The 21,006-nt window shown below is 39.8% G+C and carries 13 protein-coding genes; 7 read left to right on the forward strand and 6 right to left on the reverse strand.

Annotated features, from left to right (window positions below; genetic code table 11):
- The first annotated feature begins 364 nt into the window (after window positions 1-364).
- On the forward strand, window positions 365-1,234 hold the full coding sequence (locus HCZ11_RS01715; protein WP_167657463.1) for an ABC transporter ATP-binding protein: 870 nt from the start codon (window positions 365-367) through the stop codon (window positions 1,232-1,234).
- On the forward strand, window positions 1,228-4,380 hold the full coding sequence (locus tag HCZ11_RS01720; RefSeq protein ID WP_167657464.1) for a M1 family metallopeptidase: 3,153 nt from the start codon (window positions 1,228-1,230) through the stop codon (window positions 4,378-4,380). Before HCZ11_RS01715 ends, HCZ11_RS01720 begins: the two co-directional genes overlap by 7 nt.
- 76 nt (window positions 4,381-4,456) lie before the next feature.
- Here the strand turns inward: HCZ11_RS01720 and HCZ11_RS01725 are convergent, their stop codons facing one another.
- On the reverse strand, window positions 4,457-6,715 hold the full coding sequence (locus HCZ11_RS01725) for a TonB-dependent receptor (protein ID WP_130052801.1): 2,259 nt from the start codon (window positions 6,713-6,715) through the stop codon (window positions 4,457-4,459).
- Window positions 6,716-6,978: 263 nt separating this feature from the next.
- Between HCZ11_RS01725 and HCZ11_RS01730 the strand changes: the two genes are divergently transcribed.
- The 3 genes from HCZ11_RS01730 to HCZ11_RS01740 all read left to right on the forward strand — a co-directional run bounded on the left by HCZ11_RS01730 (window position 6,979) and on the right by HCZ11_RS01740 (window position 10,856).
- Window positions 6,979-7,986 (forward strand): LacI family DNA-binding transcriptional regulator, encoded by a 1,008-nt coding sequence (locus tag HCZ11_RS01730; protein WP_167657465.1) that lies wholly within the window; start codon window positions 6,979-6,981, stop codon window positions 7,984-7,986.
- A 101-nt stretch (window positions 7,987-8,087) separates the two neighbouring features.
- Window positions 8,088-9,338 carry a sugar MFS transporter gene (locus HCZ11_RS01735; protein WP_130052799.1) on the forward strand — a complete coding sequence of 417 codons (1,251 nt, stop codon included), beginning with the start codon at window positions 8,088-8,090 and terminating at the stop codon, window positions 9,336-9,338.
- Window positions 9,339-9,347: 9 nt separating this feature from the next.
- Window positions 9,348-10,856, forward strand: coding sequence for a trehalase family glycosidase (locus HCZ11_RS01740; protein ID WP_167657466.1), 1,509 nt, complete (start codon window positions 9,348-9,350; stop codon window positions 10,854-10,856).
- Between the two features lie 625 nt (window positions 10,857-11,481).
- Here HCZ11_RS01740 and HCZ11_RS01745 read toward each other — a convergent pair.
- Window positions 11,482-11,694: a catalase gene (locus tag HCZ11_RS01745; RefSeq protein ID WP_167657467.1), complete on the reverse strand. Its 213-nt coding sequence runs from the start codon at window positions 11,692-11,694 to the stop codon at window positions 11,482-11,484.
- A 225-nt stretch (window positions 11,695-11,919) separates the two neighbouring features.
- On the opposite strand from HCZ11_RS01745, the gene HCZ11_RS01750 reads away from it, so the two are divergent.
- A complete protein-coding gene (locus HCZ11_RS01750; protein ID WP_294090139.1) occupies window positions 11,920-13,131 on the forward strand; it encodes a sugar efflux transporter in 1,212 nt (403 codons plus the stop codon).
- 58 nt (window positions 13,132-13,189) lie between these two features.
- Here the strand turns inward: HCZ11_RS01750 and HCZ11_RS01755 are convergent, their stop codons facing one another.
- The 3 genes from HCZ11_RS01755 to HCZ11_RS01765 all read right to left on the reverse strand — a co-directional run bounded on the left by HCZ11_RS01755 (window position 13,190) and on the right by HCZ11_RS01765 (window position 18,274).
- A complete protein-coding gene (locus HCZ11_RS01755; RefSeq protein ID WP_167657469.1) occupies window positions 13,190-14,275 on the reverse strand; it encodes a methyl-accepting chemotaxis protein in 1,086 nt (361 codons plus the stop codon).
- Between the two features lie 228 nt (window positions 14,276-14,503).
- A complete protein-coding gene (locus tag HCZ11_RS01760) occupies window positions 14,504-16,903 on the reverse strand; it encodes a TonB-dependent siderophore receptor (protein ID WP_167657470.1) in 2,400 nt (799 codons plus the stop codon).
- 150 nt (window positions 16,904-17,053) lie between these two features.
- Window positions 17,054-18,274 carry a sugar MFS transporter gene (locus HCZ11_RS01765; RefSeq protein ID WP_130052794.1) on the reverse strand — a complete coding sequence of 407 codons (1,221 nt, stop codon included), beginning with the start codon at window positions 18,272-18,274 and terminating at the stop codon, window positions 17,054-17,056.
- Window positions 18,275-18,412: 138 nt separating this feature from the next.
- Between HCZ11_RS01765 and gtfA the strand changes: the two genes are divergently transcribed.
- Complete coding sequence (gene gtfA / locus HCZ11_RS01770) at window positions 18,413-19,885, forward strand: sucrose phosphorylase (RefSeq protein WP_130052793.1); 1,473 nt, start codon at window positions 18,413-18,415, stop codon at window positions 19,883-19,885.
- Here the strand turns inward: gtfA and HCZ11_RS01775 are convergent.
- Window positions 19,882-20,913, reverse strand: coding sequence for a LacI family DNA-binding transcriptional regulator (locus HCZ11_RS01775; RefSeq protein ID WP_167657471.1), 1,032 nt, complete (start codon window positions 20,911-20,913; stop codon window positions 19,882-19,884). The two genes, gtfA and HCZ11_RS01775, sit on opposite strands and share 4 nt — an antisense overlap.
- Window positions 20,914-21,006: the final 93 nt, after the last annotated feature.

Consider the following 21,006-nt stretch of genomic DNA (forward strand, 5'->3'; position numbering starts at 1 on the left):
AAAGCAACCATGCTTTTTGTGTTTTTAGTTGATGATAAATAGCTAATAGCTGCCAGCAAAATCTACTCCGTTCATTTTTTATTTTTGCAACTTTACATTGTTGTTTTTTCGAACATTTATATATTACCCTAATTTCTAAATAATGTGGAAACTGAGGGCGTAACATACTGATAAAGGGTTACTAATAGATTTAGCTTAACGTTTTTATTGCTTTATTCATCCACATTTTGATGAAAGTTCTTTTTTTGATGACGAAAGCAGAATATTTGCTTTCATCATCAAACTTGACTCATTGATCATTACTTCATAGTAGCGAGCTTTGCCATTCCTTAATCTAGATTTGTGCTAATTAAGGAGCCAATAAATGCTAACACTTGAACATATTTCGAAAACATACCCTGATGGAACTCAAGCACTTAACGATATAACCATTGAGTTACCCAGCGGCATGGTAGGTTTATTGGGGCCAAATGGCGCTGGTAAGTCTAGTTTGATGAGAACCCTTGCATGCCTGCAAACTATTAATTCTGGCCGTATACAGTTTAGTGGCTTAGATATATTAAAAGACCCTGAAAAGTTACGTAAGCAACTTGGTTATCTACCACAACAATTTGGTGTTTACCCACATATAGGGTGTAGAGCACTACTTGAACACATAGCCATATTAAAAGGGCTTGAAATTAAAAAGACAAAGCAACAGATTGATGACCTGCTTACTGCGTTAAACTTAACTCAACATGCAAATAAAAGAGTCAGTCACTTTTCTGGGGGAATGAAACAACGCTTTGGTATTGCTCAAGCATTGCTGGGGGATCCTAGATTAATTATTTTAGATGAGCCTACAGCAGGGCTTGATCCGGCTGAGCGAGAGAGCCTCAATAACTTATTAGTATCAATGAGTAAGAATCGACTGATCTTGCTTTCAACACACATTGTGGAAGACATAGAAAACCAATGTCACTTTGTGGCGATGATTAAAGGAGGTCAACTGATACAAAGTGGCCATATCGATACCTTAGTAAGTCACCTCAAAGGTAAAGTATGGACATTAAAAACTTTGCCAAACGAACTGCCCAAAGGTGCTTTAGTACTGAGCCAAAGTTATCGATATGGCAGGCCTGTCTTTCGAGTTTATGCCGCAGAACGCCCAACTATAGGAGCTGTTTTGGCGACAGAATCATTACAAGATAAGTACTTCTTTGAACTAAAATCTCAAAGAGGCGAATTATGTTAATAATTAATGAGTTAAAGTATCTTTTTCGTCAACCAATAGTTTGGGTGTGCTTGCTTATTGCGCCAAGTTTTGCATTTTCACTTTCTTCAGGGCTTGCAACAAGTAATGTTGACCCGTTACAGCAGTATCAATTGCATTTAGTGTCATTACACATGATGCAATTGGTTTTATTGGTTGGAGCATTATCGCCAGCAATTTTCTTACGTGATCACCTCTTTCATATGGACGAAATTATTGCTGTTGCATCAGTAAGTTCAAGACAAAAAAACTATGTTCGAATAGGTGGTTTTGTAAGTCTATTAATGATGGTTTCATTAAGCAGTACGTTGGTTATGAGTTTCGTAGATTTTCAAAATAATGGATTTAGTTGGCAAATACTTGGTTATACAATTTTTTATAGTGGTTTTGTTTTACTCATAAACTGTTTTTTACTTATTGCTTTGGCATTTTGGCTTTGTCAAAGGTTTCGAAGCTCAATGATTATCTATGCCGTTTTTGCAAGCATTTGGATAGCTTATTTGTTCGCTGCGAGTATAACGGGTAATCCAATTTTGGCAGGAAGTAATGTACTAAACGAAACGTTCTATCAACTATTTATCTGGTTAGATCCATTTGCTTATACAACGGTAATAGCAAGTTTTAGCGAGTCACAAAATACGCCCTTTTATACTAATCGTTTTATTTGTTTTAGTCTGGCATTTGTTATTTTTACTTTCGCTGTTGGTTTGTACCCCCAAGCACATGCACGGGCAAAAAAAGCGGAGGAAAGGCATCTTGAGTCCGATTTTAGGCCTAACACTCACTATCAAACGGTAAAGCCTACATTTCGTCAAAGCTCGATTCTATTTGAGCTATATAAAGCTGCAATTTTAAATATCTTAAAACAACCAATAACAATCATTCTATTATTTTTATGGCTAGGGTTGGTGTTTAATAGTGTTGCATCCTCCTCTCAGTATGCAGAGCCAATGAGTGTTATAAAAGCAACTAGCATTGATGCTGTTAATCAATATGCCTTTGATATGTATATATTGCTCGGGTGTTTACTGAGCGCTCTATGGAGTTGGCAACTTAGTTGTAATGCTAGGCACTATAAAGTAGCAGAGATAATTGCGGCAGCGCCTATTAAGACCGCTTCAATTTTACATAGCCAATTATTGGCAATAATGAGTTTGGTGTTTGTTTATTCGTTAATTGGCTTAGTTGGCGCATCTCTAGCTGAACTTTTTATTGGCAGTGACTTTGACTTCTATCAACATATTTATATTTTAGCTTTAATGGGGCTGCCGCTGGCTATTATTGCTTCAGTATTTGTATGTATTTTCAATTTAATGCGCTCAGAGCTCGTTGCATCTTTAGTGGTTTTGGCCATTTTGTTACTTAAATTTACTCCAGTAATGACTTATTTAGGGCTAACACACACGTTTTGGAGTGTAGCTTGGACACCATTGCAGCCGGCTAATGAATTTTGGGGCTATCGCGCAAGTTTAAGTAGTTACTGGCCTTATATTCGCGCATGGCTAGTGTTATTACTTAGTGTTGTGCTTGTTAGTCAGGCTTTTAATCATCGTGGTACAGGGTTGGGCCGCAGGGCTTTTAAAAGTAAAGATGCTTGGCTGTTAACACCTGCAGTTTTAGCTATCAGTTTATTTTGGCAGCTGCATGCTAATTTAATTTCAGAAAAGCCACTAAGTAACTCTCATAAACGAGAAAGATTTAAAGCAAACTATGAAAGAATGTTTACTGGTTGGAAATATAAAGCTCAGCCTAAAATCAGTCATATTGATGCAGAAATAGATTTTTACCCCTATAAGCAATCAGCACAATTTAACTTAACCTACTCATTTACTAACCCTCACACAAAACCAATAAAACAGGTATTGATAGGTCGCGCAGGTTTTTATCAATGGGCAGATATTAAGATAGAAGGAGCTGAGCAAGTCGCGTTTTATCCATCAATGAATCAAGCTATTTACGAGTTTAAACCTGCACTCAAGCCATTTGAAACAAGGCAACTTAAAACACAATTTGAAGTTAAGCAAGCCAAATTATGGCCCACACAAGGGCATCAAATCATTACGCCTGAATTTAGTTATATTCGTTCTGTTCCACTTTTACCGACGCTTGGATATCAAAGAAACTATGAGCTAGGTGATGAGAAGTTAAGATTAGATTATGGCCTTCCACTCTATGTTAAAACACCACCTTCAAAGCTTTTTAATACTACATACCAAGTACCGGATAGCTATGAACGTATTACTATGAAAAGCAAGGTTACCACCGCAGTAGGTTATCAGGTCGTTTCACAAGGTAAAAATACAGAGCATATTATTGAAGGACAAAGAGCCGTTTTTAAATTTCAGACGACAGTGCCAATTAACAACTTACCTGCTTGGATGTCGTTTCCATTTGGAGCAACTGAGTTAATTTATGAGGGGGTGAAGTTACAGGTTTTTACTAAATCAAGTGCAACAGAAACTGTTCAAGATGCTGTAAAAGTTAACTTACAAGCTATGAGTGATACGCTTTCTTGGTTTAAGAGTAATCTTAATGCGTACAAAGGTTCAAAGCTCAGTTTGATTGACTCAACAGGTTTTGGTGGGACTGGGTATGCATTACCTGAAATTATTTTGATTGATAATAAAGTCGGTTTTAGAGCAAAACCAAGTGAGGGAGCAGGTTTTGATCAACGTTATCGACGTGCAGTACATGAAACGGCTCATCAATGGTTTGGTCATGATATTGGCAATAGTGTTCCTGAAGATAGCGCTTTTTTGATTGAATCATTAGCTAAATATATAGAGCTTGTGGTGATTGAAAAGCGTTACGGAAAAAAGGCTGTCGATGCATTAGTCAAATATGAAACTCAACGATATCAACAAGCTTCTAGGCTAGATATTTCGACAAAGCAAGCATTGGTAGATTCATCAAAAAGTTACGATCAGTATTCCAAAGCCACTCTTGTATTTGCAAAGCTTAGGAATGAATTTGGGGATGCATTGATTGTGACAGCTTTAAAATCAGTATGGCAAAAATACGCATTTCCTAATCGACCTGCAACGTCAATGGATTTTATTAGAGCTTTACAAGAACAGCTTAATGAACAAGATAAAGACTTAATTAATAAACTTTTTTTGGAAGTATAAAAACAAAAAAGCCACAGGTTTTAAAACACTGTGGCTTGGGTATTGATTGCATAACAACCAAGGGAGTTAGGTGAGTTTAAAACTCATAGCTAATGCTTAAGCGTGTAGTACGAGGCATAATATATCGTCCATTCGGTGCGTCAGCATTACGAGGATCACCTTCAGTGATACCTTGCTCGTCAGTTAAGTTATCAACCGCTAACTGCACTTTAATACCTTCCATAGGTTCAACAATTAAACCAATGTCTACTTTTTCGTAACCTTCTAAAACAACCGTATTTTCGTTGTCGCCGAAGCGATCATCAACCGCTGAGATTGTGCCGTATAAGGTGGCATACATGTCGCTTACTTCAAAGTCATAGCTTGGTGTTACACGTACTTGCCATTTTGGCTGACGTTGGCTTTCGTTGCCTTCGTTGCTCGGGCTTTCTGTTATCTCGGTTTCTTGAAGCGTTGAGTTTAAGTTAACTGAGAAACCAGATTCGTGGTTGTAGTTATAATCAAGCTCAATACCGTATGCTTCGTTTGTTAAGATTTCAGCGGGTACACCAGGGCGGCGAACAAAGGTATCACCTTTTACTTCATTAGTGAATAAAGTTGCGTAGAAATCGGTGCTATCGGTAAGTAACTTATAACCAAACTCGGCTTGTGTTACTTCTTTAATTAACTTTTCGCCACCTTCGTATGCACCAAAGTTATCACGAAAATCATCGAAGTAAGGCATTTTATAACCGCGGTTTACACGAGCAAATACACCCATGTCATCGTTAATTGAGTAGTTAATACCTGTTGTCCACGATGTTTTACTTTCGTCATATTGAACTGACTTGTCGATTACGCCATCAAGACCTTCATCAACTGAGTATTCAACTTCGTGGCTTTCAAAACGAACACCCGCATCAAGTGTAAAGTCATCGTTGAATTTATACTGAGCGGTTGTATAAAACGCATTGGTGCGTGCATCACCTGTCGAATTGATATCGTAGTTAAAACCACAACCCTCAACACTTGCATTACACTCGATGCCGTCTAGCATTTCGCCGCCTGCTTCAAGTACGTGATACGCAGTGTTACCTAAGCTCCACCAGTCATTTGCTGATGTGCTTGCTGTGTAATAACCAAATGCTAGTGATAAGTTATCTAGCTTTTTAGCGAATGCTAAATCATTGGTGAATGCGCTAATTTCTTTTAAAACCACCCAACGGCCAAGTTGTTGAACCGCAGTGCCTGCATCGTATTCTGTGCCAGTTACTGCACCTGTTGCTGTTTCACCGTTATCAGCCACTGCACCAACCGTTGTTGCAGAGCCTGCCGGTACTAAGCCGTAAGTGTTTGCATCACCCTTGGTGATGTTGAAGCGATCTGTGAAGCTCCAACCGTTATCGAATTCAAGCTTAATGCTACCGCCTGAAACATGACCTTTCCAACCACGGCCTTCACCTAAATCGATTTGTTGCTCATCATTATTTGCGCCTGTGTAAATTATCGCTTGGCGATTTAAAGTACCCAGTTGCGTGTAGCTTGCATCAACACCATCAACATTTAGTGGCGTAGGTAAGTACCAAGCACCGTGGTCGTCTGTTTGACGGGTGTATAAATTAATGGTGCCGTTTTCTAATTCTTTAGTGATATTAATTGTGAACTGGCTGCCTTTTTCTGATGTAAAACCAGCATCACGGATACCTGGAGAGCTTTTAACATAACCTCCCACCATGAAATATAAATCATCAGAAATCTCACCACTAACCATAGCGTCAAGGCGTTGTAAGTCATAATCTGAGGTTGTGTATTTGAATACACCTTCGGTATCTTCACTACCACGCTTAAGGCGGAAGTTAGTTGTTAAACCAGGTTGGCCATTTGAAACAACAGGGTTTGGACCACCACGTAATGCTTCCATTGTTTCAATGGTTTCGTCTAAACGGAATAACGACGAGTTTTCTAAAAATGACAAAGTAGGCGCAGGGTAAATTGGCGAACCTTCAAGGCTTAAGGTTAAAAATGGTGCATCACCACCGCCAGGAAAACCACGTACAAATACGTTAGCACCAGATTCACCACCCGAGCTTTCTACCCACACACCCGGTACGGCTTTGAATAAATCAGCAGTACTTTTTGGCGATAATTTAACAATTTGATCTGCATCGATATTGGTAACGGCATAGCCTGCATCAATTTTACGTACGCCAATACCCGCTGGCGTACCAGATACAATAATTCGTTCAACTTTTTCTTTAGCTGGTTGCTCAGTTTGCTCTTCAGCCATAACTGTCTGGCCACTCAAAGCTAGCAAAATTGCAGAGGCTAGCGCACTGCGTGTGTATGTAGTTGTCATTGTGTGTTCCCATTTTTTATGTTGTTAAAAGCAATGTATTAGCGAATATTTTGAATTGTTAACACCTTGCTTTTATAAACCATAGAGATTTATGCAATCGTTTGCAATTTGTTTTTTCAGTTTTTTGTCCTTTTTTTACTCTCAGAATGAGTTTGCCTGTTTATGCTTACTGAAAAAATATTATGCTTAATGGCGCAGCGATTTAGACAAAATGGTGGTATATTGCCAGCCTATGTTTTAAAGGAAGGCAGTGTTTCAGTTTCATGAACGATAGAAAATTAAAGTTAGCCGATCTTGCTAAGTTAGCAGGTGTTTCTACGTCGACAGTATCCCGCGCGCTCAATGATAACCCATTGATAAAACAGGAAACTCGTGACAAGCTTCAACAGTTGGCAAAAAAACATAACTTTAGTTTAAACACAGCTGCTAGCCGCCTTCGCACCCAAAAAACCAATGTTGTTGCGGTTATTATTAACCTTGATGGTGATACAGAGCAGTCTATTAATGATCCTTTCTTACTTAAAATTGTCGGTGAAATAAATTTAGCGTTAAACAAATTTGGCTTAGAGTTATTACTTTCTAACTCATTTATGGCCAGTGATGATTGGGCTAATTACTTTATCAATAGCCGCCGCGCAGATGGCATTATTGTGGTCGGCCAAGGTAAAAGCCAAGCAAATATTGAAGCTGCAGCGAATGCTGGTGTTCCTTTAGTTGTGTGGGGCGATCCAAAAACACCCAGCAGTTACCCAATTGTTGGCAGCGATAATTATTTAGGCGGTCGCCTAGCGACTGAGCACTTATTGAAAAATGGCGCTAAAAACATTTTGTTTTTAGGCGACCCTGGGCATGCTGAAATTAGTGAAAGGCATTGTGGTTATTTAGATGCCATTTCTGCAGCAAAAGCGACACCTCACGTACTCTCTATCGATATCACCAGTAGCGCTGCTTACAAAGGAATTAACCAATTATTGGTAGAAAAAGGGCTTTGTTTTGATGGCATTATGGCATGTAGTGATATGGTGGCTTTCGGTGCGATGAAAGCCCTGAAAGAGCGTTACATTAGCATTCCAAATGACGTTGCCCTTGTGGGCTTTGATGATATTGCTATGGCGGATATCAGTCATCCTTCGTTGTCGAGTATCAAGCAAAACACTCAACGTGCCTCAGTCATTCTTGTTGAAAAGTTGTTAGCTCAGTTAGCAGGGCAGTCGGTAGAGTCTCAAGTTGTTGAAATAGAACTAGTAAATAGGCAATCTAGTCAGCGCTAAACCTATTGAATGTTAGCGACATGTGTAATTTTAAATGCAAACGTTTGCATTTTATTTTTCGCTAAACTAGACTGAGTAAAAATAATCATAGGTTGAAGTGAATGAATCCTATAAGAATAACCATCGCGCTGGCATGCAGCTATTTTGTCTTTGCTTTAATGCTCAATAGTGTAGGCACTGTTATTTTACAAGCAATAAATAGCTTAGATGTAAGCAAAACACAGGCGTCTGTTCTTGAAGGATTTAAGGATTTAAGTATTGCTATTGTGTCATTTTTAGTGGCGTCATTTATTCCTCGCTTGGGCTATAAAATTGCCATGCTCGGTGCTTTATTACTGGTTGCAATTATGTGCTTAGTTGTACCGAGTATTGCTGAGTTTTGGGTATTAAAAGCACTATTTGCCGCAATTGGTTGCAGCTTTGCTGTGATGAAAATCTCTGTTTACTCTGTCATTGGTCAAGTGACTGATAATGCAAATAAGCACTCTGCTTTATTAAACACTATAGAAGGAGTGTTTATGCTAGGGGTGTTATCGGGCTATTGGATTTTTGCGTTATTTATAGATGCTGATAACCCGCAAAGTAGTCACTGGCTGAATGTATATTACTTGCTTGCAGTGATTGTTGCTGTAGCGTTTGTTTCAGTCATTGCGGCTCCAATAAAATCACCAGAACTAAAAACAAATCAGCAATCTCAGCTGCATGACTTTATTGATATGCTAAAGCTGGCCTATCAACCATTGGTGCTCATTTTCGTTGTAAGTGCATTTATGTATGTACTTATAGAGCAGGGAGTAGGCACTTGGTTACCTACTTTTAATAATCAAGTTTTAAAATTACCCGTAGATGTAAGTATTCAACTTGCTAGCTTGTTTGCTGCGGCACTGGCGCTGGGCCGTTTAGTGGCAGGGCAAGTACTTAGGTTTATTAGTTGGTTTAGTTTATTAATGGGCTGTTTGGTCGCTATGGGTGTACTTGTAGTGTTGGTGCTGCCTTTAACTCATGATGTTGATGGTAGCCAAGTGAAAAGTGTTTTTGATGTGCCTTTTGCTGCATATATGTTGCCGTTGATTGGCTTTTTTATGGCACCGATTTACCCATTACTTAATTCTGTGATGCTTAGTTCTTTAGCGAAATACAAGCACGCCGCTATGACTGGCTTAATCGTCGTTTTCTCTGCATTAGGTGGCACAACGGGCTCAATTATTACGGGCTTTGTATTTGATAAGTTCAGTGGTCAACACGCGTTTTATCTGACATTAGTGCCAATAGCCTTGCTATTAATTACTGTTTCCGTATTTAAAAGAATCACCTTACAGCCACAGTATTTAGAAGCATCAAACGTAAAATAAGGGATTATCATGAATTTCGTTAATAGCCAACTATTTAAAGACGTACAGTTAGCAGAAGTGTTTGCTGATTCAAAAATGTTTGCCGATGCAGTGCCAAAATTGTCTTGGCAAAGTGCGTGCGAGTTATATCAACTTGCTGGGCCTTTAAAAGGCGATGAACTACGAGAATTTGTGATGTCGAATTTTATATTTGCTGATCAATCTATTCCTAGTGCCACATTAGATTCCACATCAGTGAAGCAATATATTCTTGATTTATGGCCACACCTACATAGAAATGCCGATACTGATTTAGCAAGCTCACTTATGCCACTGCAATTTGATTACATTGTACCAGGTGGCCGTTTTCAGGAAATTTATTACTGGGACAGTTACTTTACCGCACTTGGTTTAGAAGATATTGAAGACTTAGCAACTATTGAAGCAATGGTAAATAACTTTATTGACCTGCAAAAGCGTAATGGCTGTATTCCGAATGGTAATCGTGTTTATTATAGCTCACGCTCACAGCCTCCTGTTTTAGCGTTGATGTTAGCGATGCTGTGGGATGCTAAATATAAATTTGAGGCTGATTTAACTTGGCTGGCAAACGCTGTAAAAGCACTTGAAGCAGAGTATCAGTTTTGGATGACTGGCTGTAACGACCTTAGCATTGAAACGCCTGCCATTAGGCGTGTTGTTAAAATGCCTAATAAGGCTATTTTAAACCGCTACTGGGATAGTGCGGCAACACCTCGCCCAGAGTCATTAAAAGAAGATTTACATGACGCTGAAGGGCTAACAACTGAGCAGCAGCAAAGCTATTTCCAGCATATTCGTGCTGCATGCGAGTCTGGCTGGGATTTTAGTAGCCGTTGGCTACGCGATCATAGTGAGCTCAAAAGTATTGAAACAACCAATATCATACCGATTGATTTAAATAGCTTATTGTATAATGCAGAACACACTTTAGCTCGCTTCTACCGTTTACTTGGTGCAGAGCAACAGAGTCAGTCCTTTGCTGAGCTGGCTACACTTCGCCTAGATACTATCAATACCTATTGTTGGAATTCTGAGGCAGGTGTTTACCGTGATTACAACATTCGACTCAATCAGCAAAGCAGCGTTGATTCAATGGCAATGGCCGTTCCTTTGTTTGTTGGTGCTGCATCTGTACAACAAGCCCAGCAAGTAAAACAAAAGCTGATGAGTGAGTTTTTAAAACCAGGTGGTTTAGTTACAACATTATGTAGTACTCCACAACAATGGGATAGCCCTAATGGCTGGGCGCCGCTGCAATGGTTTGCTGTAAAAGGTTTAACTGATTATGGTTTTGTCAGCGAAGCACAAGCGATTATGAAAAATTGGTTGAGCATGATTGAAATGCGTTTTGCAGAGGATAAATGCCTGCTTGAAAAGTACAATGTGTGTGAATTAGTCAGCCGTGCAGGTGGTGGTGAGTACACAGTGCAACAGGGGTTTGGTTGGACAAATGGCGTAACATCACGTTTTTATAAACTACTTGATGACAACCTTTGAGCTGTTTGTTCAGATCACGATTTGAAATTTATAGTAAGTGTGTCTGAAGGCATACTTACTATTAGATAAAATTTTTGATTTATTTCGTTCATTGAGACTGTTTTGTATATTTATTCATAAAGTACAATGGAATACATAGTATTAATAGTCCCAGCCATTGCCATAATGGAGCAAAAACAAACACCAACGCTGATTGTGCGTCATGAGAAAAATAAATTGAACCTAAGGTCACAATACCAAATAAGACACAAATGATAGTGACAATAAATGAGGCAATCTGTGTCATTCTTGTTTTACTGTGTTCAACCATCCACGCCATTAACAGGTAAGGTGAAATCCCCCATAGAACGAAGCCAATTGGAAGGCTTTGTGAACTGTCAAAATTATCAATGGTTATGAGTACAGTAATAATTATGGCTAAAACAGTGAGGGAATAAGCGCATTTGGAGAAAGTAATCCATTTCATAAATAAACTTAATTGACTGAATGCTATAGGTATTTACCTCTGATGGAGAATTAAGCAGAAAGTTCAATACATGGCCTTTTATTGTTTTGCTTTATTGACCTGCTAGCTCAAACAGAGCGGCAATGATTAAGTTTTCGAGATTTTTACTCGCAGCTACCCCTATGCATCCTTACCACGAGTATTAACCACACACTTAGGAATATATTTACATGCAAAGCGTTGCCGTTTTTGAATTACATGAACGTCTTCAAGTAATACGCTGCAACGAGGGGATGTTGTAAAAGAGTTTTGGGTATAACCCACAGCTACATCATTGTCTTTAGTGAATGTTGAAGCGCTGATTATAAGAGTAGGTGTGTAAATAAATTTCATATAAACCTATTCATAAGTCGTCAAGGCATTTGCATTTTATAGCAGTCTTTATGTGAAGTTTTTTTATTAGGTAATGCTGAGCGCTTTTATTAGTGTAATAGACTTTAACTATTAAATTCACGTGTACTTTAATTTGTATTACAAAATGAAGTTCTCATTAAAACTGTGTATAATTTGCGCCCTTTAAATTATCTATTCACTTGTTGTATTGATATGGGGTCGTTAGTGAAAGTATTGTTTAAACAGCATGGTGTAATATTTATTCTTCTAAGTATGCTAACAGGGTTAATGGGGGCATTCGTTAACCCTTTGATGAGCTTATTTATAGTTGAAGGGCTGCAAACACCGCCCATTTATTTGGGGGTTTATATGGTGTCGGTAACCATTACGGGTTTAGTTATCAGTCAGTGGCTGGGTGGCATGGCTGATAAAGGCACAAGTGCACGTAAGTTATTTATGGTGGCTGTAGCAGGCATGACGTGCGCGTTAGTGACCTTTGCAAATGCCACTGCATTTTGGCAAGTGCTACTCGCAGGTGTGTTATTTCTAGCGATGGGAAATGCGGCAATCCCACAAATGATGACGGTTGCACGACAATGGGCTGGACGTCAACAGAATATAGACATTACCAGCTTTAATTCGCGTTTACGTGCTGCTATCTCATTTGCTTGGGTGGGAGGCCCTCCGCTGGGCTATATGTTAGCTGCAGGGGGGAAGTTTAGTCACTCGTTTTACTTCGCTGCATTTTGCGCTTTGATTGCGCTAATCTTTGCATTTAAGTTTATTCCTGACTACAGCGCTAAAAAATCGCAAAACGGCTCAGAGCCTGCAGCCGCAGCGAGTTTATCATTTTGGTTGTTAGGCTTATCGATAATGCTTGGTTCAACGGGTAATATTATGTATTCATCGGCACTGCCACTTTATAGCATTACTGAACTTGGGTTTGCTGAACATACCCCAGGACTGTTTATGGGGGTCGTGGCACTGTTAGAAATTCCTATCATGCTGTATGGAGCAAAACTAGCTAAAAAATACAGTAAGGTCTCGATGCTTGCGGTGGCATTTTGTTGTGCCATTGTATTTTATTTAGGAGTGTTTTTTGCCACTCAAGTGTGGCATTTAATCGCGCTGCAAGTATTGAACGGCCTGTTTTACGGTATTTTTGCAGGCATTGGCTTAACCGTATTACAAGATCAGCTTCCTGAGCGAATAGGGTTTACCTCAGCGTTTTACACGAACGCCATTAAACTTGGTGTTATGTGCGGGGCAGGGGCAACAGGCGTTATTGCACAGTTTTATAGTTTTAGATTCGCCACTCTTGGCTCTATGCTAGCTGCAAGTTTAGCCCTTGGATGCTTAATGTTGTTTAGCTATGTGAAGCGCCAAGAACAACAAAGTGCTGTAATGCCGGTGCTGCAAGAAGGTTTAGTTGAGTAACTTGCTTAAATAGATCAAAAAACCGAGCATCTGAGCTCGGTTTTATTATTTTTAGTAATTAGCCGTTAGCGATTTGATCAAGTATATGCATGACACGCTCACTTGCTGCTTCCATTTTATTAATGTGATTAATAGCTGCGTCTTTATTGCCTGTTTGTAGCATCACTAACGCTTCAACACCATTACGGTGCACTTCACGGTGTGGCTCTTCTAATTGACGATAAGCATTGAGCTGTTTAAAGCCATTTGATTGTTCAGAGTTATACCATTTACCTAGTCTACACATGGTATGATCTGAAAAGTCATCAATCGACTTGTTACTTGTACCATTGGCAACCGCATATACTTCACCTTTCCATACAATATGGTCTAGTTTTACAGTTTGCACAAATGAGCGAGTAGCGGCATTAATAATAGTTTCTTTCATTGAATTGCAGTGATTCATGATCGAACTATAGTCGTTGTTCAAGGTATCAAAGCTTGTTGAAAGCTGGGTGTTATTTTGCTGAATATCTTCAACCGAGGTGACAGTTTCACCCGTTTTGTTAATGATTTCTTTTACTAAATCAGACACTTCTTGTGCTGATTTATTCGTGTTGGTAGCAAGCGTACGTACTTCATCAGCAACAACACTAAAGCCACGACCAGCCTCACCAGCACGAGCTGCTTCAATGGCGGCGTTAAGCGCGAGTAAGTTGGTTTGATCTGAAATTTTTGAAATGGTTGATACAAAGGTATTGATGCTATCAGCCATATCAGACAAGCCAGTAATGTTGCTGGTCATGCTCCCCATTTTGCCTGCCATACTCGCCATTTCACTGACGATATGCTGCAGCGCATTATTTGAGTCATTCAATAGTTGACTGATCTGTAAAGTGACTTGGCTTTCTTCTTCAATAACAAGGTATGAGTCGAGAACAGTTTGGCGTACGCCCTCAATTTGCGTGATACATTCAATCGAACTATTCAATAAATTAGCAATGAACAGTTGATCTGCATCATCAGCATGATGATGTAATTGAGCTTCTAAGCGCTCGTTTTCATCACGCAGAACGTGATTGTCGGCTTTGAGTGCCTCAACTTCAGCTAATAGCGCGTTGTATTGATCTTGGAGTAAAGAGTGGCTTTTGCGTGAGACAAACATGCATGTTCCTAATTCAAATGGTTAAACCAATTCGCAATAATACTTAATCATTTTAAGGGATTAATACTTGTGGCGCACGTTGATTATAGAACAAAGTGATAATTTATTATCTGTTTTTTTACTAGAAAGGGAGTAATTACGACTATTTGCTCAATTGAGGCTGGAAAGTTGGTTATTAAAGCTGAAAAAGCCCAGTAAAAACTGGGCTAAAACAAGGGAGTTTAGTGATTAATAAAAAGAATATTTTAAAGTAAGTGACGTTGTACGGCCGTTAATAGTACGGGCACGGATAATGTCGTTATCTGGTACTGAGCCTTCTTCTGCTTCTGTGATACCTACGGTGTCAAACAGGTTGTTCACATTAAGCGATAGGCTTAAGTTTTCAGACAAGTTGTAACTTACAAAGCCATTTACTTGTGTGTAGCCATCGAACTGAAGATCATTACTATCTTGTGCGTAAGCATCTGTTGTACCAATAAAGCTCAGACCCGCTGCACCTTTGTCAAAGTTGTAAGTGGCCATTAGTGAGTAGATAAGGTCAGCTTGACGACGTGGTGTATTACCTACTAACTCCGGCGATAACGCATCTTTAGCTATTTCTGCATCTGTCCATGTAAAGTTACCACGGAAATCCCAATCGCCTACGTAGTAAGTTGATTCAACCTCAATACCTTTGGCTTCATATTCGCGGTCAAAGAATTTTTGCGATGTGGCTTCGAAGTTTTGTTCTTCAGTTTCTGCATAGAATGCTGTTGCAAATACTGATAGTGAATCAAAACGTTTTTTCACACCGAATTCGTATTGATTTACTTCATCAATCGCATCGGCTTCAGCAACTGAACCATCCGCTTCTACTTTACCGAATAGTAAGCGGTCTGCATTTGCACGGCCGCCTTTACTAATACGAGCAAATGTCGCAAAGCTTGGATCAATTTGGTAATTAGCACCAATTGAGTATGAGCTGTAGTGCCAGTCATAGTTAACAATGCTTGGGTTTGCGTTATCTATACCAACTACACTTTGCTCCGGAATTGAGATTGTACCGTCGCTATTCATATCAACAGTTGATGTTACGGCGCCTGCGTAGTTACCACGCGCTTCACCTGAATCGTAACGAGCACTTGCATCAATGCTTAGGTCACCAAATTTAGTTGCTAAGTTAATGTAAGGTGCACGTGTTTCGTACTCTGTATCGTAGTTGCGTTGACAGCAGTTACCCCAATAAGGAGTGCCATAGGCATATAAGCCATTATCAGAATAGCTATCACCATTAGCAGCGTACACATCGAGTAATGCTGCGTTATCGCCTTTTAACTCCATAACATATGAGTTCCAAAGCCATGACATATCAATTGATTGGCTTGATGCAAAGTAACCAAAGGTCATGCTTGTGTCATCAGAAAACGATTTAGTTAACTTAAGGTCGTTAACTATTGAACCCATGTCGTTTAGTGTTACATCGAATGTGTGGATGCGCATTGCTAAATCGTCATCGCCATAAGCTTGGCCTGCTGAGCCACCATTTGCATAAACAAGTGATGCGCCATCACCAGCAATGCTAGAGGCAATTGAGCTTGCACTTGCTACTTCAGCTGGAATAAGAGAAATAAAATTACCGCTTACAGATGATGTTCTAAAACGGTTTTCGATGCGCCAGTCGTTATCTAAATCAAAAGCAGCTTCAAAGCCAACAGATGTAACAACCGGATTCATACCATCAGTCATGTCACCAGTGCTAATTTGATTATCACCATTTAAACGCAGTGTTTGTGTGAAAAGTGCTGAATGTGGCGTATCTGATTGTGCATCAAAACCAGGGATTGAATCGCCATTTGAGTACATAGGCATAGGTAGGTAACCTACACTTTTATCATCAAGGTGCTTAAAGTAAACACGCACATAGCCGGCATCAAATTCTTTAGTAAGGTTCGCCTTAATCTGGCCCCCTTTATTTGATGTATATCCAGTTTCACGCGGGCCTTCGCCTTGGCGAACAAAACCACCTATGTGATAACGCACACTGTCGTTAAGATAAGTACCATACTCAAAGTCTGTGCGAATTGAGTCATAATCAAGGCCTACAGTGGTTGATACACTGCCAGACTCGTTCTCACCGGTTTTAGAAATAAAGTTGATGATACCGCCTGGTGCATCACTTGCTGCTGTAGATGCTGAGCCACCACGGATTGATTCAACACTTTGTACTGTTGAATCTAAGCGCATGAAGATATCTGCGTTACCAAAAGCAATATCGCCAAACTGCATCACAGGTAAGCCGTCTTCTTGTAGTTGTAAGAATTTGGCACCACCCGATGCAACAGGTAAGCCACGTACTGCGATGTTGGCGTTACCTTCACCGCCAGTTGATTCTGAACGTACACCCGGGATTGTTCTGAATGCTTCTGCGGTAGAGCGTGGTGTTGATACTTCAATTTCAGCTAATGTAACACTGCTAACTGAAGAACTTGATGCCATAATTGTCGTACGGCGCGGTACACCTGTTACAACAATCGTTTCAAGGCCGCTTTTTTTAGCCTCTGGTTGTGCTTGCTCTTCAGCGTGTAAGTTTTGACTTACTGCTAATGCAAGCGCGCTTAATGTATAAAGGGCATGTTTGTGTGTTGTCATAATGTGCCTCGTCTCAATCCCAGATGGTTTGTTGTCTAAATTGTTATCTTAATCGATTAAGTAAAGATAACAATAATTTTACATAATGCAAGTTTTTTAGCGAAAAATTTGCACAATTTATGTTCGATAATTGATTTTTAAGAGTTTTATTTAGTGGCTTAGCGCGCTGTGCTGCGCTAATGCTTGCTCAGCAGGGTCTCGTAAGTAGTTATATAGCATGGCTAAAAACAATAAACATGCGAAACCTGTTGCGAGATAAAAGCCGTAACGAATGTGACCAAAGTAGTCACTGATCACACCCATTAATAACGGCCCCGCTGCAGCCGAAAGGGCGGTAAAAAACAAAATAACCCCAGCGACCGCACCGTGTTGCTGCACCGCAAAGCAAGAAATACCTTTCGAGTTTAAAGTTGGGTAGATCATCGACATAAACAGCCCCGATAATGGTAATAAGAATACCGCCCAATCAACGCCACCAAAAATTAAGCCTAAATAACAAAGAGCAATGCCTAAGCTTAGATACAGCATTGCCGCTTGCCAACTTAAATGATTTAACAGCCATACCGCTAAGAAACGCCCTGCAGCACGTAAAATGAAAAATAGGGTTAGCGCATATGTAGCCAGTAATTGCCATGGGCCGTTGTAATCACTAAGTAAAGTGGGCATCCATACATATATAGCCACTTCGGTCGCAACATAAAGAGCAATTGCTAAGGAAAAGCCAAGTGCATAGGGGTTTTTCATCATACTCATTGTGGTTGCAAGTGATGCTGGTTTAGCATGCTTTTCAAGCTTTTTAGGTTTAGGGTATTCTGCACGCCAAGCGATTAAGGTCAAAATTAAGCATAAGACCCCAGCGATGACATAAAGATAAGTCCAGCTTACCTGTTGGGTGATTAAAAAGCTGACAAGTGCAGGGCCTACAATGGCTCCAACACCAAAGAAGCCTTCGACCAAGTTCATTGTTTTTGTATGCTCTAAATTGTTTTTAGAGATGTCACCTAGTAACGCCAATGCGCCGGTTTTGAACAAGCCAATAGCAAGGCCAATGCAGCTAAGTAGCACTACAAATATACTAAAACTGCTGCTAACGGCAAATAAGAAACAACTTATTGTAAATAAGCCTAGCCCCAGCATTATGGTTTGCTTGCGACCAAAACTATCAGCCAAAAAACCTAAAAATAGGCCGCTAAAGGCAATTAATGCCATTGGTGCATAATGAAAGGCACTGGCTTGAGTCATGCTTAAGTTAAATTCATTGATAAGCTCTGGAATGATCATACCAACCGCATCAGATGTCATAGCAAACATAAAAAACATCATGTATGTCAGCCATCTAATGGTTTGCAAAGGATCGTGTGTTCTATTCATTGTTGTATCCCCACCGAAAGGTCTGCACCTTTACTATATATATTAGTGTATAAAAATTGTAAAAACTGCTTGAATAATTTGCTGTCGTGGTTAAAGATATATCTTAATCGATTAAGTTTCAACTTGGTATTAACAATTATGATCAACAATAAAGTGCAATTAATCACCTATGCAGACCGAATTACAGGTCAAGGTATTGATGAATTAAGTAATTTATTAAATGGCCCACTTAACAATGTGTTTGCAGGTGTACATTTGTTGCCATTTTATAACCCGATTGATGGCAGTGATGCTGGCTTTGATCCCATTGATCATAGCGAAGTAGACTCGCGTCTTGGTAGCTGGGACGATATTAAAGTGCTTGGTGCCAACTATGATTTAATGGCTGACTTAATTGTTAACCATGTTTCAGCACAGTCTTTTCAATTTAAAGATGTATTAGCTAAAGGCAAGCAATCTGAGTTTTGGGATTTATTTCTAACCAAAGATGATGTATTCCCAAATGGTATGTCTGAGGCTGAACAACAAGCGATTTATCGTCCGCGTCCTGGTAGCTGCTTTACGCCTATTGCATGCGGCGATGGCCAAACCTATGATTTTTGGACTACATTTACCGATAATCAAATTGATATTAATGTGAAATCAACGGCGGGCATCGAGTACTTAAATACTGTACTTGGCAAATTTGCTGATAATAATGTTAACATTATTCGTTTAGATGCTGCTGGTTACGCTATCAAAGAAGCAGGCACAAACTGCTTTATGCTTGACGAAACATTTGAATATTTAAATAAGCTTTCTGCGCAAGCTAATGAAGCAGGTATGGAAACCATTGCTGAGATTCATAGCCACTTCCAAACTCAGGTTGAAGTCGCAAAGCGTGTAAATATGGTATATGACTTTGCCTTACCACCACTTATTTTACACAGTTTGTTTAGCAATGATGCGCAAGCTCTACTGAACTGGCTAACAATTTCGCCGCGTAACTGTTTAACGGTTCTCGATACCCATGATGGCATTGGTATCATTGATGCGGGCCCTATGGGTGATAAACCGGGCTTATTAAACGCCGCGCAAATTGATAACTTGGTAGAAACCATTCATGAAAAAAGTGAAGGGCAAAGTCGCCTTGCAACTGGTGCAGCTGCAAGTAACGTTGATTTATACCAAGTAAACTGTACATATTACAATGCATTGGGCGCAGATGACTTTGATTACCTACTAGCGCGTGCGATTCAATTCTTTGCACCAGGTATTCCACAAGTTTATTATGGCGGCCTGTTCGCTTGTGAAAATGATATGGAATTACTGGCTCGCACAAATGTTGGCCGTGATATTAATCGCCCATATTTAAATGCACAAGACATTGATGCAGCGCTTGCTAAACCTGTCGTTAAAGGCTTGATTAAACTCATTCAATTGCGTAATGAGCACTCAGCTTTTAATGGTGAATTTATTGCTAAAGGTGAAGGCAGTGTATGTCGTTTAAGCTGGCATGATGATAGCAGCTCAATCGAGTTAAAGGTCGACTTTGCAAGCCGTGAAGTGATGATTCTTGATCAGCGAGATGGCGGGCAAAGCATGACTAATTTAGCTGACTTATTAGCTTAACTGCTTTGACCCAATTGCAGCTGATAGTCGATTTCGGCTGTTTGCTGCTCTTTAGATATAAACAAGGTCGCAGCAATGCGGCCTTTTTCTTCGCTATTTTGATGGACAGTTGTGAGTTTTGGCACAAATCGCTGTCCTTCATCTATACCATCAAAGCCGACAATTCTGACATCCTCAGGAATTGATAACCCCATTTTTAATGCTTCGCGCATTGCGGCAAGGGCGATTAAATCACTCATACACAACAATACATTTGGTCGTGGGGTGCTGCTAAGTGCTTCTTTAGCAGCAATGCTAGCGAAGCGTTCGCTACTTTCTGGAATATTCCATGTTCTATCATCACCAAGGGTGACGCCAGCATCGCTGATTGCTTGCTGATAACCGCGCAGTCGTTGATGAGCGATAGACTGACCAGCCTCAAATTCATGATGTTCGTAAACTCGGCATAAAACGTCGTTATCGAGTAAGCGCAGGCCTAAAATAGCAACCCGATCATCATTATTTTGTAGTGCGTGTTTGGCAATATCAAAGCTGGCTTGTTGGTTGTTTACGTTTACAGAGGCATCGCGACCGATGTTAAAATCGACAGTTACCACATGTTTTGGTACTTGTTTCAATTGTTCAACAAGTTGCTTATTACGTGGGCGACCGTAGCAAATAAAACCATCAACAAAATCAACCACGCTATTTAGGTTATCGTTGTTACCTGAAAATAATAAAAGATTGATGCCGTTTTTTTCGAGTACTGCTGACACACCACGCATAAAGCTACTTGCAACCGGATCTGATACCATATATTCAACACTGTCTGGTAGCACTAGGGCAACAATATTAAAGGTGCCACGACGTAATGATTGCGCCGCTTTATTGGGACCAAAATAGCCTAGCTTTTTACATGCAGCTAAGATCTCTTCACGGCGCGCCTTAGATAATTGATCCGGACGGTTAAACGCATTTGATACGGTAGCATTTGAAACACCTAACTCTTTGGCGATACTTTTCAGCGTCCAACTTTTTGGCTTTGTCATTATAGCTTCTTAATCGATTTACTTAATTGTAAATTACCATATAAAGAGTCGAAAAAAAGTGTTTTTAGTCATAAAAATTAACGTACCATAAAA

Source organism: Pseudoalteromonas sp. HF66 (genome assembly GCF_011806445.1).
Classification (GTDB): domain Bacteria; phylum Pseudomonadota; class Gammaproteobacteria; order Enterobacterales; family Alteromonadaceae; genus Pseudoalteromonas; species Pseudoalteromonas apostichopi.

Excerpts from the sequence above, each read along its gene's own strand:
- HCZ11_RS01775 (WP_167657471.1), bottom strand. The coding sequence starts at position 20,913 with ATGACAAAGCCAAAAAGTTGGACGCTGAAAAGTATCGCCAAAGAGTTA.
- HCZ11_RS01740 (WP_167657466.1), top strand. The coding sequence starts at position 9,348 with ATGAATTTCGTTAATAGCCAACTATTTAAAGACGTACAGTTAGCAGAA.
- HCZ11_RS01755 (WP_167657469.1), bottom strand. The coding sequence starts at position 14,275 with ATGTTTGTCTCACGCAAAAGCCACTCTTTACTCCAAGATCAATACAAC.
- HCZ11_RS01765 (WP_130052794.1), bottom strand. The coding sequence starts at position 18,274 with ATGAATAGAACACACGATCCTTTGCAAACCATTAGATGGCTGACATAC.
- HCZ11_RS01715 (WP_167657463.1), top strand. The coding sequence starts at position 365 with ATGCTAACACTTGAACATATTTCGAAAACATACCCTGATGGAACTCAA.
- HCZ11_RS01725 (WP_130052801.1), bottom strand. The coding sequence starts at position 6,715 with ATGACAACTACATACACACGCAGTGCGCTAGCCTCTGCAATTTTGCTA.
- HCZ11_RS01720 (WP_167657464.1), top strand. The coding sequence starts at position 1,228 with ATGTTAATAATTAATGAGTTAAAGTATCTTTTTCGTCAACCAATAGTT.
- HCZ11_RS01745 (WP_167657467.1), bottom strand. The coding sequence starts at position 11,694 with ATGAAATTTATTTACACACCTACTCTTATAATCAGCGCTTCAACATTC.
- HCZ11_RS01735 (WP_130052799.1), top strand. The coding sequence starts at position 8,088 with ATGAATCCTATAAGAATAACCATCGCGCTGGCATGCAGCTATTTTGTC.
- gtfA (WP_130052793.1), top strand. The coding sequence starts at position 18,413 with ATGATCAACAATAAAGTGCAATTAATCACCTATGCAGACCGAATTACA.
- HCZ11_RS01760 (WP_167657470.1), bottom strand. The coding sequence starts at position 16,903 with ATGACAACACACAAACATGCCCTTTATACATTAAGCGCGCTTGCATTA.
- HCZ11_RS01730 (WP_167657465.1), top strand. The coding sequence starts at position 6,979 with ATGAACGATAGAAAATTAAAGTTAGCCGATCTTGCTAAGTTAGCAGGT.